Raw genomic sequence first — 21,086 nt, 5'->3', positions numbered from 1 at the left:
AGACGAACGCACCATCCGCGCGCGTCCAGTGCGCGCATCACTGCGTGAGCAGCCGGAGCTGGAAGTCGCGACCGCGCGCCATGTGCATGGCCATCTCGCGCCGCGCGAGCTCGGGATCCCGAGCCAGGATGGCGTCGAGCACGGCCTCGTGCTCCTCCTGCGACTGCATCGACCCCGAGATGGAGCTCGCCCACGGCCGCCGATGGAGGCTCACGAGCGTCTCCGCCCGGGTGATGAACTCCACGAGGGCCTCGTTGTGCGATGCCCGGTGCAGCGTGCGGTGCCACTGCTGGTGGAGCTCCGAGCGCTCGGCCTCGTCCGACGCGGCCGCGGCCGACTTCAGGAACGCGACCATCTGAGCGCGCTCCAGCGGGGTCGCTCGATCGGCTGCGGCCTCCGCCGCCGCCGCTTCGAGGGCACCGCGCACATCGAAGTAGTCGAGCACCTCCTGCATGGTGCGCTCCCGCACGCGGTATCCGCGTCGTTCACGTGCCAGGATGCCGTCCTTCTCGAGCATCGCGAGCGCCTCGCGGATGGGCGTGCGCGACGTGCCCAGCTCGTCGGTGAGCGCACTTTCGTAGAGACGACGCTCCGGTCCGATCTCGCCGGCGATGATCCGCTCACGGAGCGTGCGGTAGTGCGCCGCGGCGGCCGTCTCGTTCATTGCGGTCTGCATCTGCTCGGGGTCTCCTTCGGCCGAGGCGGAGCGGGATCGGTCACAGCGAGATGCTCCAGTGCGGGTGATCGGGTGCCAGTCGAGTCGAGTCTGCCCCGAACAGCGCCTCTCGGAAAGTTCCGGGCGCCCGTCCGGTGCGCAGCATCCCCCGCGCGCGCAGCTCCGGGACGACGTGACGGATGATGTCGTCGAACGTGCCGGGCCGCACGGCGTAGGCCAGGTTGAATCCGTCCAGATCGGCGACCTCCGCCCACCTCTCCAGCTCGTCGGCGACGGTCGCGCCCGACCCCACGATCGTGGGGCCCATCCCTCCGACGCCCATGTAGTGCGCGACCTCCCGGAGCGTCCATACCCGGTCGGGATCCGCGCTGGCGAAGAACCGTGCGCTGAACTGGGCTCCGTTGGAATCGATGTCGGCGAGCGGGATGTCGGGGTCGAGGGCAGACACGTCGAAGCCGGCCGGGCCGGCGAACTGCACCATCGCACCGCCGTAGTCGATGTAGCGCAACAGGTCCTCATACTTCGCCCGGGCGATCTCGTCGGTCTCGCCCGTGACGATCGTCGCGACCGCGAGCACCTTCAGCGAGTCGCGGGATCGCCCGAGACGTGCCGCCGCTTCGCGGGTCTGCGCCACGATCGGCGCGATGACCTCAGGGCGGGTGCCGTGCACGAACACGCCCTCCGCGTGCTGCGCCGCGAACCGCTGCCCCCGCGCGGACGAGCCTGCCTGGAAGAGCAACGGGGTGCGCTGCGGCGAAGGCTCGGCGATGAAGGGGTCGGGGACCTGGAAGTACCGGCCGTCGTGGGCGAGCGGCCGCACCCGGGCGGGGTCGACGTACACGCCGCGCTCCCGGTCGACGCGGACCGCGTCGTCGTCCCAGGACAGCTCCCACAGCTTGTGCGCGACCTCCAGGTACTCGTCGGCGCGGTCGTAGCGGTCGTCGTGCTGCAGCTGCTCGCCCGCACCGAGGTTGCGGGCGGCGCTGTCGAGGAACGAGGTCACGATGTTCCAGCCGACCCGTCCCTCGGTGAGGTGATCCAGGCTCGTCAGCGTGCGGGCGAGGAGGAAGGGATGAGTGTAGGACGTCGAGAGGGTGACCGCGAAACCGAGCGACTCGGTGACGGCCGCCATCGCCGAGATGAGCGTGATCGGGTCGTTGATCGGCACCTGGCTGGCCGTGCGGAGCGCCTCGTCGGGCCCGCCCCGGTAGACGTCGAGGATTCCGAGGATGTCGGCGAGGAAGACCCCGTCGAACCCGGCGTCCTCGAGGTCGCGGGCCAGACGGGTCCAGTACCGGAGCGTCTTGTACTCCGACGAGCGATCCTGCGGATGCCGCCACAGTCCCGAGGAGATGTTCCCCGGGGAGAAGTTCTCGAACGCGTTCAGATGCAGGACACGGGAACCCACCACGGGCCTCCTTCTGTGACGGGGACAGGATTCGAGTGGACGGGAGCGACCACGACGGTCATCGGTATGCCTCTGCGACGGCCTGGGCGCCCGCCCCGATGTCGGCGACGCCTCCCGCGTCGGCGACGGCGGAACCGAGGGCGACGACCCCGGCGAGAACGGGCGCGAAACCGGCCCGTGGGCCGATGTGGGACAAGCGCACCAGACGACCGTCGACATCCGGCGCCGCGACGCCGATCGCCGCGCCGAAACGGAGCTGCGCGAGGTCGACGACGACTCCGCGCGAGATCCCGTCCGGAACAAGCGCCCCCGTCACCAGGCCCGACGCGAGCGTCTCGTCGTCGACCCATGGCGACAGCCCGAGCGCGACGATGCCGGCGCGCGTGGCGCGGGCGGCGCGACGGTGACGTGCGACGATCGCGTCGATCCCCTCCCCTTCCACGCGGTCGAGGGCCGCCTCGAGCGCCCAGAGGTCGTGCGCGTGCGGCGTGCCCGGCACGATCGTGCGGTCGGTGTCCAGCCAGTCGCGGCGGAGGTCGAGGAGCGACAGCGACGAGAACCGCGGCGCACGGCCTCCGCGAGCGAGTGACGCCCACCCTCGCGGGTTGACCGCGACTGCCGACAGCGCGGCGGGGCCGCCGAGGGCCTTCTGCGGACCGATGACCAGGATGTCGGCGGCGTCCGCGGAAAGATCGAGCGGCTCGGCGCCGACCGATGCGACCGCGTCGACGATGCTGACCGTTCCCGTCGCCCGTGCCTCACGGAGGATCTCGCGGATCGGATTGACGATCCCGCTCGCCGCCTCGCCGTGCACGAAGGCGATCGCGTCGAATCCCGCGGACAGGGACTCCGCCACCGCGGAGACCTCGATCGGCCTGCCCGGGACGGCCTCCAGCTCGACGACGGATGCACCGCCCGCGCGGAGCCAGTCGCCGAAGTAGCGCCCGTAGACGCTGGTGACGACGTTCAGCACGCGGGCTCCCGAGCCGCCCACCTCGCGCGCGACGGCCTCGAGCGCGACGACGGCTTCCCCCGGGACCAGGGCGACGTCGTGGTCGTCCGCGCGCAGCAGCGCTCCGATCCGATCCGCCAGGCGGTCGTACCGCTCGGCCGGGAAGACGGGCGGGTCCAGCGGAACCGGCCATGCGGGCGAGGAGGTGTTCATGAGGGTCCGTCCGTGTGTCATCTTTGCCCTCTGTTACGGGCTCAATTAATGTACACACTTGTACGCATTACTCTCGCTGCACGACGAAAGATGACGTCGAACACCCGATGCGGCGCCCGCGGGCGCCCCCTTGCACGAACAGAGGCACACACATGCGACCCAACCGTCCCCTCGTCCCGCCGGGCCTTCGGCGTGCCGTCCCCCTCACGGCGGCGGCCGTCGGGATCGTTCTGCTCGCGGGCTGCACGTCCGGCACGACGCCCGCCGCCTCCGGGTCCTCCGAGCCGGTCTCCGGCGGATCGATCACGTTCGCCCGGCTGAGCCAGGACGTGACCTCGCTCGACCCGCACGACGCCGTGCTCACGACGATCAACGCCTACACGCTCGACAAGATCTTCGACACGCTCTACGCGCTCGACACCGACGGCATTCCCCAGCCCTCACTGGCCACGTCCTACGAGGTCAGCGACGACGGGCTCACCTGGACGTTCCTGCTGCGCGACGGGGTGACGTTCTCGGACGGCAGCGACTTCACCGCCGACGATGTCGTCTACTCGATCGAACGACACCTCGAGCTGGGCGGTGCGCTGCCCCTCTCCGCCCCCGTCACCGACGTCGTCGCAACGGACGATCTGACGGTCGAGATCCACCTGTCGGAGCCATACACCCCTCTCCTGTCGGAGCTGTCCGTCTTCTCCAGCAGCATCCTTCCGAGCGAGCTCGCCGACCAGGATGCGGCGACGTTCTTCGCGGATCCCGTCGGAACCGGTCCCTTCGTCGTCGGCGAATGGGACAAGGCGTCCGGCGACTTCGCCCTCGCCCGCAACGACGACTACCGGGAGGAGGGACTGCCCTACCTCGACGAAGTGCGTCTGGTCGCCCTCGACGACGACAACCAACTCGTCCAGCAGCTCCAGGGAGGTCAGGCGCAGATCATCGACGACGTCCCGATCGCAGGCGTCGAGGAGCTGCAGGGCAACGGCGACGTGACGGTACAGACCGTGCCGAGCTGGAACTCCGACGTGCTCTACTTCAACACCGCCTCGGATGTCTTCAGCGACGACGCCGTCCGCCGGGCCGTCGGCCAGGCGATCGATCGCGATGCCCTCGTGGCCGCCACGACGTTCGGCACCGCGACCTCGGCGCGCACCTACATCTCCACGAGCATCCAGTACTCGGACCAGTCCGTCGACGCGCTCGCGTACGACCCCGATGCCGCGGCCGACGAGCTCGCGGCGTCCGACCATGCCGACGGTGCCACGGTGACCCTGACGGTCGACGGCGGCTCGCAGGCGCGCACGCAGCAGGCGCAGATCATCCAGTCCGCGCTCGAGGAGATCGGCATCACCGTCGAGATCAAGAACGTGGACAACGCCACGTTCTGGACCGAGTTCCCCGCCGGCGAGTACGACTTCGCGCTCACCACCACGATCGCCGACACGGGCGACCCCGACAATGTGTCGACCTGGCAGGTGTACGGCGACAAGGACGGTGGGGCGTTCAACACGCGCTACGACAACGCCGAGGTGAACGATCTCGTACTGAAGGGGCGTACCACTCCGGACGGCGACGACCGCACCGCGATCTACGCTCAGCTGCAGGAGATCATCGCTCAGGACGTGCCGCAGTTCTCCCTCGCCTACGTCGCCGAGATCAAGGCCACCAGCGCCTCGGTGCACGGCCTCGAGCTCATCCCCAACGGCACGGTGCGTCTGGAGCGCACCTGGATCGACTCCGAGTGACAGCGTCGGTGAGGGCGGGCCGAGCTCGCCCTCACCGCGAGCCCGGCTCAGAAGGCATGTGACATGAGACGCACGCGAACGATCGGCGGCCTGCTGCTGCGCGCCGTCCTCGTGGCGCTCGGCGTCGTCCTGGCCGCCTTCCTCCTCCTCCAGGTCGTCCCGGGGGATGTCGCGACGGCGCTGCTGGGCAGTCATGCGACGCCCGAGAGCGTGGCGCGGCTGCGTGCCCAGCTCGGGCTCGACCTGCCCTGGCACGAGCGGCTCGGCTCGTTCTTCCTCGATCTGCTCAGCGGGGGTGGCACGTCCCTCGTCTACGGCGAGTCGGTGCGATCGCTGATCGCGGCGCGCGCCGGCGTCACCCTCGCCATCGTGGGCCTCGCGATGCTCTTCGCGATCGTCTTCAGCGCGGGCCTGGCGATCACCGCTGCGCTCAACCACAACCGGCTCGCCGATCAGGTGATCCGAGTGCTCACCACGAGTGCGCTGGCCGTTCCCGCCTTCCTGCTGGCGATGGTGCTCATCCTCGTCTTCAGCGTGAACCTCCGCTGGTTCCCCGTCGGCGGATCGGCGGACGGCCTGCGATCGCTCGTGCTGCCGGCGGTCACGGCGGCGCTCGGCGTCGTCCCGGTCCTCACCCGGAGTCTGCGGGTCCAGCTGCTGTCGACCGCCGATGCCGACTTCCTCTTCGCGGCCCGGTCGGCGGGCATGAGCCGCACCCGGGTCGTGCTGACCTACCTGCTCCCGAACGCGTCGATCCCGGCGCTGACGCTCGTCGGCGTGAACTTCGCCTATCTCGTGGGCGGGACGTTCATCGTCGAGAAGGTCTTCGCCATCTCGGGGGTGGGCTCGCTCATGTTCGACTCGATCAGCCAGCGCGACATCCCCGTGGTGCAGGAGCTCGTCGTCTACACGGCCCTCGTGGTCGTGCTGATCAACCTCGTGACGGAGGCGGCCGTGCGGGCCGTCGACCCCCGCCGACGACGGAGGACCGTGTGAGCGAGACATTGGCGGCGACGGTCCCGACGCGCGTGCGCGGCGACATCCGGCATCGGGCGACGCTCGTCGCCGGCGCGGCGATCGTCGCCCTCGTCGCGCTCGCCGCCGTGTTCGCTCCGTGGATCGCGACCCACGATCCGCTGGCGCAGGATCTCACGGCGGGACTGCAGCCGCCCTCGGCCGAGCACTGGCTCGGCACCGACCAGCTCGGTCGCGACATCTGGTCGCGCATCGTGTACGCCGCACGCACCGACCTGCGCGTCGGCGTGCTCGCGGTCATCGCGCCGGCGCTCATCGGCACCTTCATCGGGCTCGTGGCCGGTTACTTCGGATCCTGGACGAACCGGATCGCGACCTTTCTCATCGACACGAACCTCGCCTTCCCGTTCTACGTGATCGTGCTGGCGATGGTCGCGTTCCTGGGATCGGGCGAGGGCGCGATCTACGTCACCTTCGCCCTCGTCGCGTGGGTGAACTACGCCCGCGTCGTCGGCGTCGTGACCACGGGCCTCGCCGCCGAGCCCTGGGTGCAGGCCGCCCGCGGCGGCGGGCTCTCGTCTGCGGCCGTCCTCACCCGTCACGTCCTGCCCGCGGTCCTCCCGCAGGTGATCGTGCTGATCGTGAACGACATCGTGTTCGTCATCCTCGCGATCGTGACCCTCAGCTATCTGGGCCTCGGGATACAGCCGCCGACCCCGAACTGGGGAGGGATGATCGCAGAGGGCCAGGCGTTCCTCACGACGCGACCGTGGATCTCGCTCGCGCCGGGCGCCGCGCTCGTGTTCACCGGGATCGGATTCGCGCTGCTCGCGGACGGCGCCGCCGATCGGATGCGGGGACGGCGATGACCTCGTCCGACGATCGCATCGCGGGCCTGGGGGTGTCCGGACTCTCGATCGATCGCCGTTCCGACGGCGGCCGGCTCGTGGACGGCGTCGACCTCGCGGTCGGGCCGGGCGAATGCCTGGGGCTCGTCGGCGAGTCCGGCTCGGGCAAGAGCCTCACCCTGCGGGCGATCGCCGGCATCCTGCCCGACACCGTGGCACGCACGGGCGGCGCGGTGACGGTCGACGATGCGGTGCTCGATCCGCGCCGCGCCTCCCCTGCCCGCATCGGGACCGTCTTCCAGGATCCGGCCGCGGCGATGAACCCGCTCATGCGCATCGGATCCCAGGTCGCGGCGGTGCGGCGCCATGTGCGCGGTCGGTCCCGGCACGACGCGCGCGAGGACGCCCTCCGTCTGCTCGAGCGTGCCGCGCTCCCCCACGCGGCGCGACTGTACGACCGCTACCCGCACGAGCTCAGCGGAGGTCAGCGCCAGCGGGTCATGATCGCGTTCGCGCTCGCCTCGGACCCGCGCTTCCTGCTCTGCGACGAGCCGACGACGGCGCTCGATGTGACGGTGCAGGCCGAGATCCTCACTCTCCTCGACGACATCCGCGTCTCGGAACGGATCGGCATCCTGTTCGTCAGCCACGATCTTCCGGTCGTCGCCCGTATCAGCTCTCGGCTCGCCGTCATGAAGGCGGGTCGGATCGTCGAGCAGGGGCCGACCGCGGACGTCATCGCCCGACCGGCGGACCCCTACACGCGCGGGCTCGTGGCAGCGGCGAGGGCCGTCGCCATGGGCTTCTCGACGGAGGATCATGGGTGACGCGCTTCTCCGCCTGGACGACCTGTCGGTCGGCTACGGCGGCACACGGGTCGTCACCGGGGTGGATCTGACCGTCGACCCGGGCGAGGCCGTCGGCATCGTCGGCGAATCCGGGTCGGGGAAGACGACCATCGCGCGCGCCATCGCCGGCTTCATCACGCCGATCGACGGATCCGTCCGGTGGGAGGGCGCTCCGCTCGGGCGGCGCCGCTCACGCTCCCAGCGGCGCGCCGTGCAGACCGTGTTCCAGGACCCGTTCCTCTCCCTGAACCCCCATCGATCGGTCGGCAGCGTCCTGCGCGAGCTCATCCGCAGCCTCGGCAGGATCCCGCGCGGCGAGCTGGATCGCGCTGTCGACGAACTGCTGCGACAGGTCGCGCTGCCGGCATCGGTGGCGTCGGCCCGGCCCGCGCAGCTGTCCGGTGGTCAGCGTCAGCGGGTCGCCATCGCGCGCGCCCTGGCCGTGCGCCCCCGGCTGATCATCGCCGACGAGCCGACCTCGGCGCTCGACGTCTCGGTGCAGGCGGGTGTGCTCAGCCTCTTCCGGGGACTGACCGACGACCTGGGCACCGCATTGATCGTGATCACCCACGACCTCGGTGTCGTCGAGCACCTCTGCGACCGCGTCGTCGTGCTCGAACACGGCCGCATCGTCGAGCAGGGACCGACATCGCGCGTGCTCGGCACACCGACGCACCCCTACACACGCCGCCTCGTGGACGCCGTGCCGAGGCTGCCCGACATCCGATCCGAGGGAGACTCTCGATGATCCTCAACGCCTTCAGCGTGCTGACCGCGTCCCAGAACGGCAACGGTCTGTGGCGGCATCCCGAGGACGAGCGCCATCGGTTCAACGACCTGGACTGGTGGGTCGCCTACGCACGTCGCATCGAGGACGCCGGATTCACGGCTCTGATGTTCGCCGACTCGTTCGGCACGGGCGACGTCTCCGACGCGCTCGACCGCGCACAGCTCGAAGAGGGCGCCTACTTCCCCGCGACCGACCCGTTCGTGTATGTGCCGGCACTCGCCGGCGCCACCTCCCGGCTGTCGTTCATCGCCACGGCGAGCACGACCTTCGAGAACCCGTACGCACTCGCGCGACGCATCGGGTCGCTCGACCATCTCGCCCGGGGACGATTCGGATGGAACATCGTGACGTCGTTCGTGCCGGCGATGGGGCGGGCGTACGGCACGCCGCTTCCGCCGCACACCGAGCGCTACGCGCGCGCCGATGAGTTTCTGCGGGCCTGTTACGTCCTGTGGGAGGGGAGCTGGGAGGACGGCGCCGCAACGCCCGGCAGCGACCGTCTCGTCGATCCCGATCGCGTTCACGACGTCTCCCACGAGGGCGACTTCTTCCGTCTCAGCGGACGGTTCACCGTGTCTCCGTCGCCGCAGCGGACACCGGTGCTCGTGCAGGCCGGTCATTCGTCGCAGGGCACGGACTTCGCCGCACGGCACGCGGAGGTGGTGCTCGTCACCGGCACGAAGGAGGAGGCCCGCACCTACATCGCCGAGGTGCGCCGGCTCGCCGCCGAGCACGGTCGCGATCCGTCCGCCCTCCGGTTCCTCATCCCGGCGGTCGTGGTCACCGGAGCGGACGACGCGGACGCCGCTCGCCGCGTCGCGGAGTACCGCCGGCTGTGGAGCCGGCGCGCGTCGGCCGCCGTCATGGCTCTGTTCACCGGGTACGACCTCACCGCCGAGGCGGACGACGGCACGTTCTCGTACGCGCAGACCGACCGGCACCAGTCGGCTGCGCGCACGCTGGCGTCCGCCGGCGATGACGGCCGGTCGCGCAAGGAGGCATACGAACGGGCGACCGCCTTCCCCGGCAGCCATATCTTCATCAGCGGAGGACCGGAGACGGTTGCCGACGAGCTCGAGGCGTGGACCGCGATCGGGGTGGACGGCGTGAACCTCATGGACCTCGTCAGCCCGGCCGACATGCACCGCTTCATCGAGCACGTCGTTCCCGAGCTGGATCGCCGCGGGCTCGTGGAGAGGCCACAGGGAGCACGCACGCTGCGCGAGCACCTGTTCGGTCGCCCGCGGCTGTCTCCGGACCATCCCGGAGCGGGCCTGCGCCCGGCCCGTCACGGGGCCGACGCATGAGCGGTCGCCGCGCGGACGCCCGCTTCGCCGCCGTGGCGGCAGCGGTCGCCGCGCGTCGAGCCGACATCGACCGGGTCACCGCTGCCGTCCACGCTCGCCCGGAGCTCGCGCACGAGGAGACCGAGGCCGTCGCCGCCCTCGCCGCCGCCCTGCAGCACGGACTCACGGTCCGGATCGGGATCGACGGGATGTCGACCGCGTTCCGGGCCACGCTCGAGGGCGCGCATCCGGGATGCACGGTGGGGCTCGTCGCCGTGTACGACGCCGTAGCCGTCGCGACCGAGGACGGCGACGTCGCCGCCGTCCACTCGTGCGGTCACGGTCCCATCGCCGGCGCGGTGGTCGGCGCGGCGCTCGCCCTCGCCGATCTCGGCGATCTGCACGGAAGCGTCGTGGTCGTCGGCGCACCCGCCGACGAGCTCGTCTCCCCGTCTGCGATCCGGCGTGGCGGCGGCAAGACGCTCGGGCTGCAGGGCGAGCTGTGGCGAGGGATCGACCACGTCGTCTATGTGCACCCGGAGTCGCACACCGGGGTATGGCGGGCGTCGCGATGGCTCCGGCTGATCGAGGTCGTCTCCGACGCCGATCCCCGGGGATGGGAGCTTCCCGCCGGTCAGGTCGCCGTCGGCGACGTCGAGTCCCTCGCGGATGGCTGGCGGGCGGTGCTGCGCGTGTTCGGCGGCTCCGCGGACGAGCTCGACGAGCGCGAGGAGCTCGCCCACGCTCTGTCCGGCGCGCACGGGTGGACCGTCCTCGGCACGGCGGAGGGGCTGCGCGCCGACGGCCGGGTCGCCGCCGCCGCCGAGGACGCGCTGGCGGGTCTCGGCATCACCGCCGATCCCGTCATCCCGCCCATGCCGTTCTCCACCGACTTCGGCAACGTGAGCAGGCGCATCCCCAGCGCTATGGTCGGTCTCGCCCGCGACGGCGACGGATGGGACGTGCACGGGCCGGACGGGGCGGAGCAGTTCGCCTCGCCCGAGGGGGCGGCCCTCGCCCGTCGTGCCGCGGCGGTGCTCGCCGTGACGGCCGACATCCTCACCCGGCGGGAGACGTCATGACCCGGATCCTGATCATCGCCCCGGTGGGGTCCGCCATGCACCTCCCGATCGAGGAGCGGGTGGCGCGAGCGGCCGTGTCGGCGGACACGGAGGTCGTGGTGCGCCACCTCGACGGCGTGCCGAACACGATCTACGTGCCCCCGGAGGACGTGTTCCTCCCGCCGCTGGTCGAAGCGGTGCGGCAGGGTGAGCGCGACGGCTTCGACGCCATCGGGATCTCGTGCTGCTCCGATCCCGGGATCGAGCAGTGCCGGGCCGCGGTGTCGGTGCCCGTGTGCGCACCGTTCGACGCGGTGACCGCGCGCGGTCACGAGCTAGGCCCGATCGGAGTGCTCTACATGGTCGTCGACCCCGGGCCCGGCGAGTCTGACCTCAGAGGCGAGGACTGGATCCCCGACCTGCTCGAGCGGTACGGCCGAGCGGATGCGGTGCCCATCGCGCTTCCGGTTCCCGCTGATCGGCCGACCGTCGCCGCCGACGACCCCGACGCCACCCCGGAGCAGATCGGGACCGCGCTGGTCGAGTCGATGGCCCGGGCGATCTCGACCACCGGCGTCACGCAGGCGCGCCGGGCGCAGGAGCTCGGAGCGCGGGCGCTCTTTCCCACCTGCACCTACTGGTCGGACACCCTGGCCGGTGTCCGGCAGGCCGTCGACATCCCCGTCCTCGATCCGATCGCCGAGCTGGCGCGCTGCCTCGAGCGCCACGCACGGGCCTGACCCGGAATCATCCCGAAGGGTTGTCACATCGTGCGGCAACGTCGCCTTGTTTCCGCACTTCGCGACACCTGACCCGAAAGTCCTCACGCTTCGTCTCGCTGCGCTCGCTCAGCGACCGGACTCTCGCACCCCACAGAGGGTCCCGCAGGGGCCCTGAGAAGCTGATCCGAAGTCTCGTCGTCTCGGCCCCTGAGCGAGGAGCATAGCTCCGAGACCAAAGGGCGGCGACCGGGCTTTCGCACCCCGTGAAGTGCCCCGCCAGGGGCGCTGAGAGCTGATGAGGGAGTCCCCGTCCTCGGCCCCGAGCCGCGCCTAGTAGGGCGTATGGCGGAGTCGGCGCAGCATCCTGGCGTCGTCGAACCCGACGGCGCGTGCGGCGGCCTCGACGGTGGCGCCGTGCGCGATGAGGTGCTCCGCGCGTTCTCGGCGCAGCGCCTGCTGGTAGCGCAGCGGGGTCAGTCCCGTCGCGTCGGTGAAGGCCCGGGTGACCGTTCGCGGACTCGCGCGCACGATGTCGGCCAGCCGCGCCAGGGGCAGGGGACGGTCGAAGCCCTCGTCGATGACGTCCTGCACGCGATGGACGAGCTCGTCCAGGTGCGAGCGGTGACGAAGCAGGGCGCTGAGCTGCGGTGCGTCGCCGTTGCGCCGGGCGAAGACGACCATGTCACGGGCGACCCGCGCCGCGGCGCCCGGTCCGTGGCGCACGGCGACGAGGTGGAGGGCCATGTCGATGCCGCTCGCGATGCCCGCCGAGGTGATGACCCGGTCGTCCTCGGTGAACAGCACGTCCGGCACGACCCGTGCGCGCGGGTATCGGCGGGCGAGCTCCTCCTGCACGTCATGATGGGTCGTGCAGCGCCGCCCGTCCAGCAGCCCCGCGCGTCCGAGCGTGAGCGCCCCCGAGCAGACGCTCGCCACGGCGCCGCCGGCGGCGTGGTGCTCACGGAGTCTCGCCAACGTGGGCTCGGCCAGCGCACCGCTGCCCGGATGCAGCGGCGCGCGCCATCCGGGGACCAGGATGACGTCGTCGCGGCTCAGCTCCGGCCACTCGAGCGACGCCTCGAGAGGCAGCCCCTGCGCCGACCGGATCGATCGCTGCTCGGCGACGTAGCTCAGATCGTACGGGGCCTGCGCGGTCGAGACTGACGAGAACACCTGTGCCGGGCCGGCGAGGTCCAGCAGGATCACGCCCGGCACGAGCAGGAAGACGACCCGGGTCACGTCGCCGCCGAGGTCCTCGCCCGCTGTCGCGTGGTGACGATCGTGGCGAACCCCCGTCCGCCGAGGACACTCTCGGTGCGGCGCATGAGGTCCTCGCCGGAGACGGCCGCATACGTCTCGCCCGGCTCGATCGCAGAGGTGGTGGTGGCGTCGGTGACGAACTCGACCTGGAAGCCGAGGTCGCTCGCGACCCGGGCGGTCGTCTCGCAGCACTGCTCCGTCCGGATCCCGCAGATCACGACACGGCGGATCCCCCGCACCATCAACCGCCGATGCAGGTCGGTCGTGGTGAACGCGTTGACCGACGTCTTGGCGATGAGAGCCTCGCCCTCGAGCGGCTCGAGCTCGGACACCACCCGGACGAATCCGAGCGCAGGATCGAACACCCCGCCCGTCCCGGCCTCGGCGTGCGTCACCCACACGATCAGGTCACCGTCCGCACGCGACTGCCCGACGAGACGGGCGATGTTGTCGAGCACTCGGGGGTTCGCCGTCGCCGCCCAGTCGTCCGATCGCTGGCGGAAGGACTCCTGCGCATCTATGACAAGCAGGGCGGTGTCGGTTCGGTGTGTCATGCACCCATCCTGATCGCGATCTCTCCCACGGGAAAGGCACGAAACCGTCGACAAGCGGAACGATCCGGTCAGATTCGTCTCTCGCACCCGGCTCCGGCGGCCTTCCGTTGTGACCATAATAGAACTTACGGTCACAACGGGAGGCACGAGATGGACCCACGACGCACGACGGTCGAACTGCCCGGCGGGACGGTCTCCCTGCTGCAGTGGACCCCCGTCCGCCCGCCCGGAACGACCGTCCTGCTGCTGCACGGCGGGGGCGCCGACAACGCCGAGCTCTCCTGGAGCGAGGTCGGGTCGGCGCTCGCGCGCGCGGGGCACCGGGTGATCGCGCCCGACCATCCGGGCTTCGGGCAGAGTCCCCCGGCGCACGGGGCGCTGACGCAAGGGGCTCTCGTGCGGTACGTCGGCGAGCTCGTGGACTCCCTCGATCTCGTGGACTACGCGGTCGGCGGGCTCTCGCTCGGCGGGGGCCTGACGCTCGGGCATCTCCTGGACCGGCCCCGTGCGGCGCGCGGCGCGATGCTGCTGGGATCCTTCGGCATCATGCCACGGCTGACGGACGGCCCCTTCAGCGCGGTGAGCCAGTTCTGCACGTACCTGCTGGTGCACACCGGGCTCCTCGCCGCGATGACACACTCCTACTCGCGCAGCCCCCTCGCGATGGAACGAGGCCTGCGGACGTTCGTCCGGAACCCCGCCGCCCGCACACCGGAGCTCGTCCGAGCGGTGATCGAGGCCGCATCCGGCGACGGGCTGAAGGTGTTCGGTCAATGGCAGCGGGACCAGGTGCGGGCGAACGGGCTGCGCACCGACTACACGGGCCTGCTCCCCACGATCGAGACGCCGACGCTTCTCGTCCACGGCGAGCACGACAGCGGCGTGCCCCTCGCCCGCGCGCGCTCCGCGGCGGAGCTGCTCCCCCACGCCGAGCTGCTGACGGTCCTGGGCGCCGGGCACTGGGTGCAGCGCGATCGACCCGATCTCGCGATACCGGCCATGCTCGGTTTCCTCGAGGGCCTGCGCTGATGCCCCGGCCGCTCATCCCGCACCGGCGCGAGGCCGTTCTGGACGCCGCCGAGGACCTCGTCCTGGACCGCGGCTTCGACGCGATGAGCGTCGCCGCCGTGGCAGCGAAGGCCGGCATCGGCAAGGGCGCGGTCTACCTCGAGTTCGACAGCAAACGCGACATCCTCGACGCTCTCCTTCGCCGAGGCACCGAACGCATGCGGGCCCGCGTCGACGCCGAGATCGGCGAGCATCCTCCCCCCAGCGAGGCCTACCGCGCCGCCGCGCGTGCTCTGCTGGACGACCGGCTGATGAGTGCCGCGTTCCTCGACGACCACGGCGTTCTCGGCCGCCACGTCGACACCGTCGCCGACGGCCGCTACCGGGCACGTCACGACGGCGTCGTCGAGTGGCTGCGCGACCTTCAGGAGCGCGGGATGCTCGCCGCCGACGTGGAGCCGGAGCACCTCGCCATCGCGCTCTCCAGCGCGACGATAGGTCTCCTGTCCGCCGGCAGGCTCATCGGGCCGTTGGACGCCGCGCAGATCGAGGGGGCCATCGACGTCCTCGCCCGCATGGTCGCGACCTTCGAGCCGTCTCAGCCAGCGCAGCTAGATGAGTGAGCCGCCCGTCGAGTGTCTCCGCACAATGAAAGCATCGCCCTCATGGGAACCGAAAGGCTCTTGGAGACCCTGAGCGACCCCGTCGCCCGGGACCGTTGTCCGGCACGCGCCCGGGGCGTAGTGACGCCGCCGAATCTGCCTCAACCAGCAGTCAAACGCTAGAGCGCGCATCGGCGCTCAGCATCGGTTCCGTCTTCGTTCTTGCTGCAGGAATGAAGAGGGCGATGAGGGCGGCGATGAGGGCAACGCCACCGCCGATGACGAACACGGTGCGGAAACCCGCGTCGCTCGGTACCACGGCATCGTCGAAGGGGATGGTCATTTGCGCGAGGACCACGCCAATGATCGCCGCACCGATTGTCGTGCCAAGTGAGCGCATCAAGGTATTGAAGCCATTCGCTGCTGCCGTTTCGCTGTGGGGCACGGCACTCATGATGATCGAGGGCATCGCCCCATAGGCGAACGCGATGCCGCTGTTGATCACGATTCCGGTGGCGAGTATGCCCCAGGTGCTCCCCATACCGAAGAGTCCGACCACGTAGCCGAGAGCGAGGATCGACACTCCCAGCACGAGAGTGAATTTCGGGCCGCGGGCATCGATGAGATGGCCCGCGACGGGCGAGAGCACCAGCATCATGAGTCCAGCCGGGGCCATCCACAGGCCCGCTGCAAGGATCGACTGTCCGAGACCGTAGCCGGTCGCGGACGAAAGCTGCAGCACTTGCGGCATCACGAGCATGCTGGCGTACATCCCGAATCCGATGAAGATCGATGCGATGTTCGTGAGGAGTACGCGGGGTTGGACTGTGGTGCGCAGGTCGACGAGGGGGTCTCTCGTGCGCGTCTCCCAGAATCCCCATACCAGGAACGCGACGAGGGCGAGGGCCAGCAGCCCGATCGTGAGGGGTGAAGTCCAACCCCACTCGGAGCCCTTGGAGATCGCAAGGATGAACGACACCAGACCAACGGCGAGACCCACCGCGCCTGGTGCATCGAAACGTTGACCGGCGGCCGCGGCGGGTACCTCCGGCACGACCAGCCAGATCGCGGCCGTGGTGATCACCGTGAGGGCCGCTCCGGCCCAGAACAGCACATGCCAGTCCGCGAACTCGACCACTGCCGCCGATATCGGCATCCCGATAGCGCCACCGACGCCGAGCGTCGCGCTCACCGCCGCAATCGCCGATGACAGTCGCTCCGGCGGCATCACGTCCCGCAGGAGCGCGATGCTAAGAGGGACCATGCCCGAGCCGATGCCCTGCAGCGCGCGACCGACGATCATCACTTCGACAGTGGGCGCAAGCGCGCAGACGACGCCGCCGAGTATCAGCGGGATCGCGACGATCAGGATCATCCGTTTCTTGCCGAACATGTCGCCCAGACGCCCGGAGATCGGCATGGCGACAGCCGCAGCGAGAAGCGTCGCCGTGACGATCCACGCGGTGTTCGCTGCGGATGTGTCGAAGATCACGGGGAACTGCGCGATGAGAGGGGTCACCATCGTCTGCGTCAGCGACGAAGCGATGCCCGCGGAGGCAAGGACGCCGACGAGTAGACCGGGGCGAGGCACGGATGTCGTCATACCGGTTCTCCTGTCCAAGATATGCAAGATACATATGCATCATACATAGGCCAGATAGGATGGGGGCATGGAAAGACGCATCGCTGACATCGAATATGAGCAGATGCTGCAAAGTCGTTACTCCATCGCACGACATCATCACGAAGGAGGCATCGAGCGCAGCGTCTACACACTGTTGAGCCGCCTGAGCGTGCAGGGTCCGATGACGATCGCCGAACTCAGCGAGGCATTGCGCCTGGACGCGTCAACGCTGCAACGGCAAACCGGTGCCGCGCTCCGTGCGGGGCTCCTCGAACGCATCCCGGACCCTAGTGGCGGCATCGCTCGCCGCTTCGCCGTCACGAACGAGGGAACCGCACGGATGCGCGCTTCGCGTGACCGGTCCATCCGCGCACTCGACCTCATCCTGGAGAACTGGTCCGACGACGACGTCAACCGATTCGCCGACTACTTGCACCGCTTCAACATCGACATCGAAAACTACACCGCCAAGGGACCACCCCGCTCTCGCGCAACAGAGGAGGTCAGCGATTGAACGGGAACCCGTTCCTAGTTGGAGAAGGACCGTGTGCCAGCGCGCGACACGACTCCCCGGGCGGGGCCTACACGTTGAAGCGGAACTCCACCACGTCGCCGTCCTGCATGATGTAGTCCTTGCCCTCGAGGCGGGCCTTGCCCTTCGCGCGCGCCTCGGCCACCGATCCGGTCGCGACGAGGTGCTCGAACGAGATGACCTCGGCCTTGATGAAGCCCTTCTCGAAATCGGTGTGGATGACGCCCGCGGCCTGCGGCGCCTTCCAACCCTTGCCGATCGTCCACGCGCGTGCCTCCTTCGGACCCGCCGTCAGGTAGGTCTGGAGGCCGAGCGTGTCGAAGCCGATGCGGGCGAGCTGGTCGAGACCGGACTCCTCCTGCCCGGTCGACGCGAGGAGCTCCGCGGCGTCCTCGGGATCGAGGTCGATCAGCTCGGACTCGATCTTCGCATCCAGGAACACGGCCTTCGCCGGGGCGACCAGCGCCTCGAGCTCGCCCTTGCGCGCCGCATCCGTCAGCACGGCCTCGTCGACGTTGAAGACGAAGATGAAGGGCTTCGCGGTGAGCAGGCCGAGCTCCCGCACGGGCGCGAGATCGATCCCGGATGCGGACAGCAGCACGCCGCGCTCCAGCGCGTCCTTCGCGGCGAGGGCGGCCTCGAGCACCGACGGGTCGAGCTTCTTGCCGCGCACCTCCTTCTCGTACCGCACGATCGCCTTCTCGAGCGTCTGGAGGTCGGCGAGCTGCAGCTCGGCGTTGATCGTCTCCATGTCGTTCTTCGGGTCGACGGCGCCCTCGACGTGCACGACGTCGGCGTCGGCGAAGCCGCGGACGACCTGGGCGATCGCGTCGGCCTCGCGGATGTTGGCGAGGAACTGGTTGCCGAGGCCCTCGCCCTCGCTGGCACCGCGAACGATCCCTGCGATGTCGACGAACGAGACCGCGGCGGGCAGGATGCGCTCGCTCGAGAAGATCTCCGCCAACGTCTCGAGCCGCGGATCCGGAAGATTCACGACCCCGACGTTCGGCTCGATCGTCGCGAACGGGTAGTTCGCCGCGAGCACCTGATTCTTCGTCAGGGCGTTGAACAGGGTGGACTTGCCGACGTTGGGCAGTCCGACGATTCCGATGGTGAGAGCCACGGGGAACCAGTCTAGGCGCCCCTGCCTCCACACCGATCCGCGCGGGCCCGAACCGATCCGCGACTCCGCCCCCGCAGAGCCCGGATCCGCGCGCTCTCGGCGTGCCTGACCCGTGCGGCGCGCACCTGCCGAGACAGTGGACCCGTGGCCCTGGACTTCACCGCGATCGACTTCGAGACGGCGAACGCCTCCAGCGCCTCCGCCTGCAGCGTCGGACTGGCCCGCGTACGCGGCGGCCGGATCGTCGCGACCGCAGGATGGCTCATCCGCCCGCCCGCCGGCCACGACCGGTTCTTCGCACTCAACATCGGCATCCACGGCATCCGCCCCGAACACGTCGTCGGTGCGAAGGACTGGAGCACGCAGCTGGACGACCTCGTCGCTTTCGCGGGCGCCGACGTGCTCGTCGCCCACAACGCCGGGTTCGACATGGCGGTCCTCCGCCGCGCGTGCGAGGCGACGGGCGACGTCTGCCCGCCCTACCGCTACGCATGCAGCGTGCAGGTTGCGCGCCGCACCTACGATCTGCCCTCGTACCGGCTTCCCGCCGCGGCGTCCGCCGCCGGGTTCACCGACCTCGTCCATCACGACGCGACGTCGGATGCGGTGGCCTCCGCGCACATCATGATCGACGCCGCACGCCGCTGGCGCGCCGCGGACATCGCGGAGCTCGCCGCGCACGCCGGCATCCGCATCGGCGCGATCGAACCGGCCGAGGCCGCCGCCGCCTGAGCCGATGTCGGGGGCCCACGAGAGACTCGCCCCATGGAACTCGTGATCGTCGCCGTCGCCCTGATCTGCCTCGCAGCGGGCGCGGCGATCGGATGGTTCGCCGCCCGCACCCGCGGAGAGACCGCCCGCGCCGCCCTCTCCGCCCGCGCCGCCGCCGCCGAGTCCGCCGCGGCGGGATCGCGTGCCGAGCTCGAGCGGCAGGGGGCGCTCTACCGCGAGTTCGTCGAGCGAGACCGCGCGCAGCAGCAGATGCGCGACGACCGGGAGCGCCGCGAGCAGTCGGTGCTGCAGGCCCTCTCCCCGGTGCGCGAGTCCCTGACGCAGATGCAGCAGAAGGTCGACGACCTCGAGCGCGAGCGCCATGCCCAGTACGGTGCGCTGAACGAGCAGCTCCGGCGCGCGCAGGAGTCCGACGAGGCCCTGCGCGCCACGACCGAGTCGCTGTCGAGCGCGCTGCGGTCCACCAGCACGCGCGGCGTCTGGGGCGAGACCCAGCTGCGACGCGTCGTCGAGGCGGCCGGACTCACCCGGCACGTCGACTTCGACCTGCAGTCGTCGGTGTCCTCCGATTCCGGCTCCGGGCGTCCCGACATGGTGGTGCGCCTGCCCGGAGGCAAGGCCATCGCCGTCGACGCCAAGGCTCCGCTCGACGCGTTCCTCGAGGCGAGCGCGATCCCCGACTCCGCCCAGGGCGACGACGGCATCCGGAGACGTGCCCTCCGCGAGCGCCATGTGAAGGCGCTCCGCGCCCACATCGATGCGTTGGCGAAGAAGCGCTACTGGGCGGGCCTCGACTCGAGTCCCGAGTTCGTGATCTGCTTCGTGCCGAGCGAGTCGCTGCTCTCCACCGCTCTCGACGACGACCCCGCCCTGCTCGACCACGCCTTCCGCCAGCGCGTCGCCCTCGCCTCGCCGGTGAACCTGTGGGTGGTGCTGAAGACCGTGGCCTACACCTGGACGCAACAGGCCGTCTCCGACGACGCCCGTGAGCTCTTCGCCCTCGGTTCCCAGCTGTACGAGCGGCTCAGCGGCCTCGCCGGGCACATCGACGAGCTCAGACGCGGCATCCAGCGCACCGTCGACGGCTACAACCGGCTCGTCGGATCGCTCGAATCGCGCGTGCTCGTCAGCGCGCGCCGGTTCCCTGGCATCGACGAGACCAAGCTGGATGCGGCGGCGGCGCCCGCGCTGATCGAGTCGGGTCCGCGGTCGCTCAGCGCGCCGGAGTTCACCGCGGCGCTGGCGGCGGTACGCGCGGCCACGGGCGAAGAATCCCCCGCATCCGGAAGCCCGGGCACGACGTCACCCGTCGCGGAAGAAACACCCCGCTGATCGCGCGATCGCCACGACGAGCCGGCGGAGGGGCGAAGCCTGCAGGAGCTCAGGCGCCGCCGGGGACGAAGCTGAAGAGCACCAGCACGATGCCCGAGACGACGACGAAAGCACCGATCATCCACCACGCACTCGGCTGGTGACCTTCTTCGCGCCGCACCCGGAAGAGGACGTCGGGCCTCCGGGCCGGATCGTTGGAGACCACCGCGTTCGCCACGACCGCCTGAGCGCCTGTGGGCGGATTGGAGCTGTTGGCCGGTGCAGCCATCGTTCATCCCTTCGTCCTCGTGAGAGAGTTCGACATCGACGGTGATACGACGTGCCCATTCTGCCAGACGCATCCGGCGGCATCCTGTCCGCCACGCGTGGCTTTTCGCGCGCGAGCCCTCCCTCAGGAGTCGATGTCGGGGAGGCTTCGCATCAGCTTCCCCCGCCCCCGCGGAGCACTCCGTGGGGGGTGCGGGAAAGCCCGGTCGCTGAGCGAGCGCAACGAGACGGAGCGCGAGGACTTTCGGGTCAGCTGCATCCGTCGCGTGTCTCACTTGAGCATCCGGATCACGCCGAAACCCTGCACAAGCGAGACACCGATCCCCGGAACCACCCACACCCTCGACCCCGTGTCTCACTTGTGCAGCCGGAAACCCCGACCGACCTGCACAAGCGAGACACGAATCCGGGGCGACCGCGGTCACGAGGATTTCGCATCAGCTGCCGGGGTCACTGACGACCAACGAAGGATGGGAAACCTGCTCGGGCATCGGGCACAGATGCCGCAGCGCCCCGTGTCCCCGCCCCTTC

General features: G+C 70.2%; 21 protein-coding genes. 13 read left to right on the top strand and 8 right to left on the bottom strand.

The features are described from left to right. Positions 1-37 precede the first annotated feature (37 nt). From GVL03_RS11330 to GVL03_RS11320, 3 genes are read right to left on the bottom strand one after another with little or no spacing between them, the layout of a single operon-like run. Positions 38-676 carry a GntR family transcriptional regulator gene (locus tag GVL03_RS11330; RefSeq protein WP_159501105.1) on the bottom strand — a complete coding sequence of 213 codons (639 nt, stop codon included), beginning with the start codon at positions 674-676 and terminating at the stop codon, positions 38-40. Between the two features lie 40 nt (positions 677-716). Continuing rightward, positions 717-2,087: an LLM class flavin-dependent oxidoreductase gene (locus tag GVL03_RS11325; RefSeq protein WP_200847151.1), complete on the bottom strand. Its 1,371-nt coding sequence runs from the start codon at positions 2,085-2,087 to the stop codon at positions 717-719. A gap of 55 nt (positions 2,088-2,142) precedes the next feature. Next, positions 2,143-3,270 (bottom strand): aminotransferase class V-fold PLP-dependent enzyme, encoded by a 1,128-nt coding sequence (locus tag GVL03_RS11320; RefSeq protein WP_200847150.1) that lies wholly within the window; start codon positions 3,268-3,270, stop codon positions 2,143-2,145. Between the two features lie 131 nt (positions 3,271-3,401). Here GVL03_RS11320 and GVL03_RS11315 point away from each other — a divergent pair, with 131 nt between their 5' ends. The 8 genes from GVL03_RS11315 (at position 3,402) to GVL03_RS11280 (ending at position 11,539) form a co-directional block, all read left to right on the top strand. Further along, complete coding sequence (locus GVL03_RS11315) at positions 3,402-4,991, top strand: ABC transporter substrate-binding protein (protein WP_159501104.1); 1,590 nt, start codon at positions 3,402-3,404, stop codon at positions 4,989-4,991. A gap of 63 nt (positions 4,992-5,054) precedes the next feature. After that, entirely contained in the window at positions 5,055-5,987 is a 933-nt protein-coding gene (locus GVL03_RS11310) for an ABC transporter permease (RefSeq protein WP_159501103.1), read from the top strand. Then, entirely contained in the window at positions 5,984-6,835 is an 852-nt protein-coding gene (locus tag GVL03_RS11305) for an ABC transporter permease (RefSeq protein WP_159501102.1), read from the top strand. Before GVL03_RS11310 ends, GVL03_RS11305 begins: the two co-directional genes overlap by 4 nt. Beyond that, complete coding sequence (locus tag GVL03_RS11300; RefSeq protein WP_159501101.1) at positions 6,832-7,641, top strand: ABC transporter ATP-binding protein; 810 nt, start codon at positions 6,832-6,834, stop codon at positions 7,639-7,641. Before GVL03_RS11305 ends, GVL03_RS11300 begins: the two co-directional genes overlap by 4 nt. Continuing rightward, positions 7,634-8,410 carry an ABC transporter ATP-binding protein gene (locus tag GVL03_RS11295; RefSeq protein ID WP_159501100.1) on the top strand — a complete coding sequence of 259 codons (777 nt, stop codon included), beginning with the start codon at positions 7,634-7,636 and terminating at the stop codon, positions 8,408-8,410. The genes GVL03_RS11300 and GVL03_RS11295 overlap by 8 nt, the downstream gene beginning before the upstream one ends. Next, positions 8,407-9,759 carry an NtaA/DmoA family FMN-dependent monooxygenase gene (locus GVL03_RS11290; RefSeq protein ID WP_159501099.1) on the top strand — a complete coding sequence of 451 codons (1,353 nt, stop codon included), beginning with the start codon at positions 8,407-8,409 and terminating at the stop codon, positions 9,757-9,759. Before GVL03_RS11295 ends, GVL03_RS11290 begins: the two co-directional genes overlap by 4 nt. Beyond that, positions 9,756-10,820 carry a M20/M25/M40 family metallo-hydrolase gene (locus GVL03_RS11285; protein ID WP_159501098.1) on the top strand — a complete coding sequence of 355 codons (1,065 nt, stop codon included), beginning with the start codon at positions 9,756-9,758 and terminating at the stop codon, positions 10,818-10,820. The genes GVL03_RS11290 and GVL03_RS11285 overlap by 4 nt, the downstream gene beginning before the upstream one ends. Continuing rightward, a complete protein-coding gene (locus GVL03_RS11280) occupies positions 10,817-11,539 on the top strand; it encodes an aspartate/glutamate racemase family protein (RefSeq protein WP_159501097.1) in 723 nt (240 codons plus the stop codon). Before GVL03_RS11285 ends, GVL03_RS11280 begins: the two co-directional genes overlap by 4 nt. Positions 11,540-11,851: 312 nt before the next feature. Here GVL03_RS11280 and GVL03_RS11275 read toward each other — a convergent pair whose 3' ends face one another. Together GVL03_RS11275 and GVL03_RS11270 are read right to left on the bottom strand one after the other, a co-directional pair. Next, positions 11,852-12,760 (bottom strand): GlxA family transcriptional regulator, encoded by a 909-nt coding sequence (locus GVL03_RS11275; RefSeq protein WP_159501096.1) that lies wholly within the window; start codon positions 12,758-12,760, stop codon positions 11,852-11,854. Further along, positions 12,757-13,335 (bottom strand): isochorismatase family protein, encoded by a 579-nt coding sequence (locus tag GVL03_RS11270; RefSeq protein ID WP_159501095.1) that lies wholly within the window; start codon positions 13,333-13,335, stop codon positions 12,757-12,759. The genes GVL03_RS11275 and GVL03_RS11270 overlap by 4 nt, the downstream gene beginning before the upstream one ends. A gap of 150 nt (positions 13,336-13,485) precedes the next feature. On the opposite strand from GVL03_RS11270, the gene GVL03_RS11265 reads away from it, so the two are divergent. Continuing rightward, a complete protein-coding gene (locus GVL03_RS11265) occupies positions 13,486-14,364 on the top strand; it encodes an alpha/beta fold hydrolase (RefSeq protein ID WP_159501094.1) in 879 nt (292 codons plus the stop codon). Continuing rightward, positions 14,364-14,966 (top strand): TetR/AcrR family transcriptional regulator, encoded by a 603-nt coding sequence (locus GVL03_RS11260; protein WP_159501093.1) that lies wholly within the window; start codon positions 14,364-14,366, stop codon positions 14,964-14,966. Before GVL03_RS11265 ends, GVL03_RS11260 begins: the two co-directional genes overlap by 1 nt. A gap of 151 nt (positions 14,967-15,117) precedes the next feature. Here GVL03_RS11260 and GVL03_RS11255 read toward each other — a convergent pair whose 3' ends face one another. Continuing rightward, complete coding sequence (locus GVL03_RS11255; RefSeq protein ID WP_159501092.1) at positions 15,118-16,548, bottom strand: MFS transporter; 1,431 nt, start codon at positions 16,546-16,548, stop codon at positions 15,118-15,120. 67 nt (positions 16,549-16,615) lie between these two features. Between GVL03_RS11255 and GVL03_RS11250 the strand changes: the two genes are divergently transcribed. Beyond that, positions 16,616-17,083 carry a MarR family winged helix-turn-helix transcriptional regulator gene (locus GVL03_RS11250; RefSeq protein WP_159501091.1) on the top strand — a complete coding sequence of 156 codons (468 nt, stop codon included), beginning with the start codon at positions 16,616-16,618 and terminating at the stop codon, positions 17,081-17,083. 67 nt (positions 17,084-17,150) lie between these two features. On the opposite strand, the gene ychF is transcribed toward GVL03_RS11250, so the two are convergent. Further along, positions 17,151-18,224, bottom strand: coding sequence for a redox-regulated ATPase YchF (ychF, locus tag GVL03_RS11245; RefSeq protein WP_159501090.1), 1,074 nt, complete (start codon positions 18,222-18,224; stop codon positions 17,151-17,153). 144 nt (positions 18,225-18,368) lie between these two features. Between ychF and GVL03_RS11240 the strand changes: the two genes are divergently transcribed. Beyond that, complete coding sequence (locus GVL03_RS11240) at positions 18,369-18,956, top strand: exonuclease domain-containing protein (RefSeq protein WP_159501089.1); 588 nt, start codon at positions 18,369-18,371, stop codon at positions 18,954-18,956. A 33-nt stretch (positions 18,957-18,989) separates the two neighbouring features. Beyond that, on the top strand, positions 18,990-20,288 hold the full coding sequence (locus GVL03_RS11235; protein WP_159501088.1) for a DNA recombination protein RmuC: 1,299 nt from the start codon (positions 18,990-18,992) through the stop codon (positions 20,286-20,288). A 49-nt stretch (positions 20,289-20,337) separates the two neighbouring features. On the opposite strand, the gene GVL03_RS11230 is transcribed toward GVL03_RS11235, so the two are convergent. Further along, entirely contained in the window at positions 20,338-20,556 is a 219-nt protein-coding gene (locus GVL03_RS11230) for a UDP-N-acetylmuramyl pentapeptide phosphotransferase (protein ID WP_159501087.1), read from the bottom strand. Positions 20,557-21,086 lie beyond the last annotated feature (530 nt).

The organism is Microbacterium sp. 18062, assembly GCF_902706225.1.
Classification (GTDB): Bacteria; Actinomycetota; Actinomycetes; order Actinomycetales; family Microbacteriaceae; genus Microbacterium.
This window is presented reverse-complemented; position numbering and strand designations above follow the sequence as displayed.